Here is a 5,749-nt window from a genome sequence, read left to right as displayed (position 1 = left end):
GGAAGGACCCAAGCGCGCCTGACCGAGAAAGCCGTGTTGATCTCCTTGGCCAATCGGCCATGCGACCTTTCTCACGCTTCCCGCAGCTCGCGGATCAACTCCCCGATACCCCGCGGAGAAACCCCGTCGACGGCCCACCAACCCCGGTGGGCCACATCACGGGTAGGCTGGCAGGTGGATCGTAGCCGCTCGACGGTACGCCTCCGGTCGCACGCGATCGCGACCTGAGACCGGGCGCCCACCGCGCCGCGCCCGCTGGTGGCTCGCACTTCCGGGCGCGGTCATCGTCTCGCGATCGTGGCCACCACACCGGGCCGCTGCCTGGGCCACCCGACTTCCCTACGCCGTCGGGCCGATACGCCGCCTGCTCAGAGTGACGGTTGACTCCACGATCTGCCGGACTCACCAGCACGCCGTCGGGGCACGCCGGAACGGCCATGCCCAGAACCGCCTCAGCCCAGAGGATCCCGCGAGCCGCGATGAGTCCTGCGGCGTCCGGCGGTCGTACTGTCGAACCCTTGCCGAGGAGGACTTCTGATGCGCAGCGTGACCTATTCGATGAGCGTCTCGCTTGACGGCTACATCGTCGGGCCGGACGGCGACTTCGACTGGACGGTGCCCGACGAGGAGGTCTTTCGCTTCTGAATCGACGAGGTGCGAGAGGTCGGCGTCCACCTGTTGGGACGACGGCTGTACGAGACGATGCTGTACTGGGAGACCGCCGACAAGGATCCATCGCTCGACGACTCGATGCTCGAGTTCGCCGCGATCTGGAAGCCGCTCCCCAAGGTGGTGTTCTCCACCACGCTGTCGGCGGTGCAGGGTAATGCCCGCCTGGCCTCCGGCGGCCCGAGGGCAACATCGCGATCGGCGGCGCGAGGCTCGCCGCCGAGGTGGCCGCGTCGGGTCTGATCGACGAGTACCGGACCAGGGTCTACCCGATGCTGGTGGGGGTGGCATTCCGTTCTTTCCCCAGCACGAGCGCCGGGTGGATCTCGAACTCGTCGAGACCCGCACCTTCAGCTCGAGTGTCGTCTACCTCCGCCACCGCGTGGCGCGTTAGGTGGTTCTGTCCACGGACTCGAGGTGGGCGTCCCCATAGAAGAGGTCGTGCCGCAGCGTGCGTACGTCCGCGAGGCCGTAGTCGGTCTGCGGAGGCTAGCCGATGTCGAGCAGGGCCCCGATGTCGTCACGCCGGTCTTCGGCTACGTTGGGCCCCAACTGCAGGCGCACTCAGGGCGGGAGAGGTTCCAGTGGCAGAGGACGCACGCGATTCCGGACCGGCGGCGATCGACACCTCCGTGCCGCATTCGGCCCGGATCTGGAACTACTGGCTGGGCGGCAAGGACAACTACCCCGTCGACCGGGAAGCCGGTGACGCGTACGTGGCCGTCTCGCCCGGCATCGTCGACATCGCCCGCTCCTCCCGGCACTTCCTGCACCGGGCCGTACGCCTGCTGGCCGGGGAGGTGGGCATCCGGCAGTTCCTGGACATCGGCACCGGGCTGCCCACGGTGGACAACACGCACGAGGTCGCGCAGCGGGTCGCGCCGGACAGCCGCATCGTCTATGTGGACAACGACCCCTTGGTGCTCGTGCACGCCCGCGCGCTGCTCACCAGCACGCCCGAAGGCGCGACGACCTACATCGACACCGATCTGCACGACCCGGACACGATCGTGGCCGAGGCGTCCAAGACCCTGGACTTCAGCCTGCCCATAGGGCTGATGATGCTGAACATCCTGGGCCACGTGCCGGACTACGACGAGGCGCGTTCCATCGTGGGACGTCTGCTGGACGCCCTGCCGTCGGGGAGCCACCTGGTGCTGTGCGACGGCACGAACGTGCTGCCGTCGGGGATGCCCGAGGCGCAGGACGAGTACAACGACAGCGGCGCCCTCCCGTACATCCTGCGCAAGCCCGAGGAGATCACCCGGTACTTCGACGGGCTGGAGCTGCTGGAGCCCGGAGTGGTCTCGGTGCCCCGGTGGCGTCCGGAGGCCGCACCGTTCGGTGAGCCCGACGAGGTCGACGAGGCGGGCGGCGTCGGCCGCAAGCCTTAGATGTATTGATCACGAGCGTTGTCAACTCGCGCAGGTCTTGATCAGAGTCGCGTCACGACGTACTTGCACGAGGTGACCCTGCTTCGTCCTGCGTCCTGTCGACGAAATCAGCTGAGCATGGAGTCCAGGTGCTGCTGGACCGGATCGAACAGGCCATAGGGGACGTACTGGGGGATCGCTGCGAGAGTCACCCAGGCGAGCTCGGCCAGCTCGTCGGTGTCCGCGACGTGCGCGGAGCCACCCACGACCTCGCAGGCCGTATAGGACATCAGCCGGCCAGTCGCCGGGTGGATCCGCTCACCGAGCGACTTGACGGCGGTCACCTCCAGGCCGGTCTCTTCCTTGGTTTCCCGTACGGCGGCGTCTTCGCGGACCTCACCCGATTCGACCTCGCCTGCGGGGAACTGCCAGGAGAGCGGGCCTTCGCTGACCCGGCGGCGCACCATGAGAACACGTCCCTCATGAACGACGATCGCTGCCGCGATGCCCGGTCGGTCGTCACACTTCTGCTGCGCCACGTCTGCTCCGCCAGGGCGGGCGGGAAGCCGTATCGACAAGGTGAATCGGGTCACCCCGTTGCTGGAAGGACCGAAGCGCGCCAGACACTCCCCGTTTCAAGCCCGGATCTCGTCCATCAGCATCCTCAGGGTCAAGCTGTGCTTCTCAGGTGGAAGGGCGTCCATAGCCTGTTGGGCGTACGCGACGCCTCCGGCCTTGTCTCCGGACCGGGCGAGCATGAGTCCTCGGTGCATCTCAAGGTGTGTGGCGAACCGGGGCAAAGACACTGGCAGTTCGGCCCGCGCGGCGTCTTGTGCCGCCACTGCGCTCTTCTCGTCGCCGAGTCTGGCGAGCAGTAGCGAGGCAAAGACGTTCATGCGCCACCACGGGACGGCATAGTCCGAAGTCTGCTCATAGGAGGCTGCCTTGTCGAAGATGCGCCGCCCCTTGTCCAGCATCGTCAGGGCCGTAGCGCTGTCGCCCCGGATCGCTGCGGTGTGGGCGCGACCCATGACGGCGTTCAACAGGCCGAGGGACGGCCTTTCGCTGATCTGCATGGCCTGGTCAGCCAGCACGTCGGCGACGCCCAGCGAGGCACCTTCGTAGCCGAGCGCGATGGCGGCGCGACCTCGCACCCACACGCGCGACTGTTCGTCCCCCGACTGATCCGCCGACTTCGCGGCCATGCGGTACCAGTGGACGGCCTTGGAGCCGTCGCTTCCCGGGAAGGTCTTGGCATACAGCGTCATGAGCCGACTCGCTGCCGACCACAGTCGTGGGTTATCCAACTGCTGCTGCACCACCACGAGTTCGCCTGATACGCGTCGCTGGATATCCGCCGCGCCCATCGACATGTAGTCGGTGCCGTACGCAGCCAGCTTCGCTTCCCAGACATCCGCAGAGGGACCCCCGTGCAGGCGGGCGGAAAAGCCGGTGGTGAGCAAGTCGGAGGCGACCATAGGAGCTATCGCCGTCGCGGCCACATCGGTGATGAAGGTCCTTCGTTGCACGTCGTCCTCAAGAACTCTCAGGGGCACATCCAGGACAGCCGAGAGGCAGCGGAGATAGAACGCACTCGGCGTCACCCGACAACGCTCCCAGCGGCTCACGTACTCCCGCGTGAGGTTGGTGCGGAACGCGGCGTTGATCTCCTTGGCCAATCGGCCCTGAGACCACCCCCTGGCCTCGCGCAGCTCTCGGATCAAGTCCCCGATGCTCATGGCCCCATGATGCCCCCACGACTGCCTTGGTCGGGTCTCCGGGCACTGGAATCACCGCAGTTGCCCCTACGTATGCCACTACTCGCCCTGACTCGCTGTGCCGAAGCTGTGACTGACACGCCATCAGCGACGACGGCAGGCAGCCATGACAGGCGACGGCAGGGGATGCGCGGCATGCGCCCAGATCAACCGGCAGCTGGACAAGGCAGCCCGCGAGTACGACCGCAGCGCGGAAGCGGACGCACGGGTGAAACTCCGTCGGCACGTGCGGCAGGCACACGGACGGGAGCTGCCGTGGCCGTGGTGACCCCTCCGCCATGCCCGTTCCCGTGCGAGGTGTGCCGACGCAAGGGGCGCCAGTAATGGCGCGCTTCGCCGGACCCTTGCCGGCGCAGCGCTGAGCATACGGAAGAGGCCCGACCCCTGCCGCCAGGGATCCGGGGCCAGGCAGGCCGGTCAGCCCGTGAAGTGGAGGCGGACGGCGCCGTCCGGCAGGGGCTCGAGGCGGAGCCGGGTCAGGTCGGTGACGTGCACCGTGGGCCCGTACGACGAGGCGCGGGAGCCGACACCCACCACCCGCATGCCGGCCGCGCGGGCCGCGGCGATACCCGCGCCCGAGTCCTCGAAGGCCACGCAGTCCTCCGGAGGGAGGCCCAGTTCGGCGGCACCCTTGAGGAAGCCTTCCGGGTCGGGCTTGCTCGCGCTCACGCTCTCCGCCGTGATGCGGGTGTCCGGCATACGTACACCCGCCGCCCCCATCCGCGCGGTGGCCAGGCCGGCGTCGGCCGACGTCACCAGGGCGTGCGGCAGGCGTGCGACAGCGGCCATGAAGGCGGGCGCGCCGGGCACCGCGACGATGCCCTCGAGGTCGCTGGTCTCCCGCGCGAGGAGGGCGCGGTTCTCCTCGCGGTTGACCTCCGCGGGGCGGTCCGGGAAGACGTCGGCCATCGTCTCGTGGCCCTGCCGGCCGTGCGCGGTCCTCAGCACCTCGGCCGCGTCCAGGCCCTTCGTGGCTGCCCAGTCACTCCAGACGCGTTCGACGACGGCGTCGGAGTCGACCAGTGTGCCGTCCATGTCGAGCAGCAGGCCGCGGGCGGTGAGGGGTGGTTGCGGCGGCGTCGGCATGGTGCGCGGCTCCCTGGTGTGCGTCGGTGCGTTGCGTGTCGGTGCGTTCGTGCGGAAAGAGCAAGGCGGCTCCGCCCGCCGGTCAGGGACGCCCCAACTGTCAGGTGAGGGGCACGGGCGGAACCACTTTGTTTCTCTACGATACAAAGAGGTCGGCCCGCGCGCCAGTGTTCTTCGCGGTGAGAATCAGCCAGTCGTGTGCGACTCCAGGGCCCGGCGGGTGCGCGGTCCGTACTCGCCGTACCTGTCGCCGCGCACGCGGTGGCGGGCCTGGTAGTCGGCGACCGCCTGCTGGACGGTCGAGGAGTACCGCCCGTCCTCCGGCGCGGCCTGCTCGAGCGCACCGGCCTGCTTGAGGCGGCGCTGCAGTTCGACCACCTCCGCGCCGGAGTCACCAGGGCGCAGCGTGCCGTCGCCACCGGGCCGCGTCGGAGGCTGCGAGGGCCGCTGCGACTGTGATGGACGGTCCCGCTCGCCGTCGCCGTTACCCGGCAAACCACCGGAGCCCGGCGCGGCGGACGAGGACGCGCTCGGCGAGACGGCGCCCCGGCCCGTGTGCGCGTCGCTGTCCCGGTCGGCGCGGGGGGGGAGGCGGAGCCGGCGTTCCGGGTCGGGCGGGCGGAGGGCCGGGTGTCGTCCTTGTGCCGGTCCGTACGGGAAGGAGCCTCGGTCGGGCCGCCGCTGGGCACCTCGGGGCCCGCGCGGTCCTCGGTGCTGAGGCTCCGGTCGTCGCCGCTGTCGCCGTCCGTCACCGCCTGCGCCGTCAGCAGTCCGGTGCCGAGCGCGGCGACGACTCCGGCGGCTGCCAGTACGGCCGCTCCGGGGCGGCGGCCGGCACGGCCC

6 protein-coding genes and 1 pseudogene are annotated in these 5,749 nt (G+C 69.4%); 3 read left to right on the top strand and 4 right to left on the bottom strand.

Going from position 1 to position 5,749, the window contains the following annotated elements:
• Positions 1-537 precede the first annotated feature (537 nt).
• Both ACRDP3_RS23370 and ACRDP3_RS23365 read left to right on the top strand, forming a co-directional pair.
• Positions 538-1,063, top strand: a pseudogene (locus ACRDP3_RS23370) (dihydrofolate reductase family protein).
• A 190-nt stretch (positions 1,064-1,253) separates the two neighbouring features.
• Positions 1,254-2,063: an SAM-dependent methyltransferase gene (locus ACRDP3_RS23365; protein WP_431518970.1), complete on the top strand. Its 810-nt coding sequence runs from the start codon at positions 1,254-1,256 to the stop codon at positions 2,061-2,063.
• A gap of 107 nt (positions 2,064-2,170) precedes the next feature.
• On the opposite strand, the gene ACRDP3_RS23360 is transcribed toward ACRDP3_RS23365, so the two are convergent.
• The 4 genes from ACRDP3_RS23360 to ACRDP3_RS23345 form a co-directional block, all read right to left on the bottom strand.
• Positions 2,171-2,581: an NUDIX hydrolase gene (locus tag ACRDP3_RS23360; RefSeq protein WP_431518969.1), complete on the bottom strand. Its 411-nt coding sequence runs from the start codon at positions 2,579-2,581 to the stop codon at positions 2,171-2,173.
• 96 nt (positions 2,582-2,677) lie between these two features.
• Positions 2,678-3,781, bottom strand: coding sequence for a helix-turn-helix domain-containing protein (locus ACRDP3_RS23355; protein WP_431518968.1), 1,104 nt, complete (start codon positions 3,779-3,781; stop codon positions 2,678-2,680).
• Between the two features lie 456 nt (positions 3,782-4,237).
• Entirely contained in the window at positions 4,238-4,906 is a 669-nt protein-coding gene (locus tag ACRDP3_RS23350; RefSeq protein ID WP_431518967.1) for an HAD-IA family hydrolase, read from the bottom strand.
• A 186-nt stretch (positions 4,907-5,092) separates the two neighbouring features.
• Positions 5,093-5,401 (bottom strand): peptidoglycan-binding protein, encoded by a 309-nt coding sequence (locus tag ACRDP3_RS23345; protein WP_431518966.1) that lies wholly within the window; start codon positions 5,399-5,401, stop codon positions 5,093-5,095.
• Between the two features lie 146 nt (positions 5,402-5,547).
• Here ACRDP3_RS23345 and ACRDP3_RS23340 point away from each other — a divergent pair.
• On the top strand, positions 5,548-5,749 hold a 202-nt coding region (locus ACRDP3_RS23340), incomplete at its 3' end, for a hypothetical protein (protein WP_431518965.1).

Origin of the sequence: Streptomyces sp. (assembly GCF_050698815.1) — a bacterium.
GTDB lineage: Bacteria > Actinomycetota > Actinomycetes > Streptomycetales > Streptomycetaceae > Streptomyces.
The sequence above is the reverse complement of the archived record's forward strand: the minus strand, read 5'-3'. Positions and strand labels throughout refer to the sequence as shown.

Bases quoted from the DNA above. Each gene is read 5' to 3' on its own strand.
- ACRDP3_RS23355 (WP_431518968.1), bottom strand. From the start codon at position 3,781: ATGAGCATCGGGGACTTGATCCGAGAGCTGCGCGAGGCCAGGGGGTGG.
- ACRDP3_RS23350 (WP_431518967.1), bottom strand. From the start codon at position 4,906: ATGCCGACGCCGCCGCAACCACCCCTCACCGCCCGCGGCCTGCTGCTC.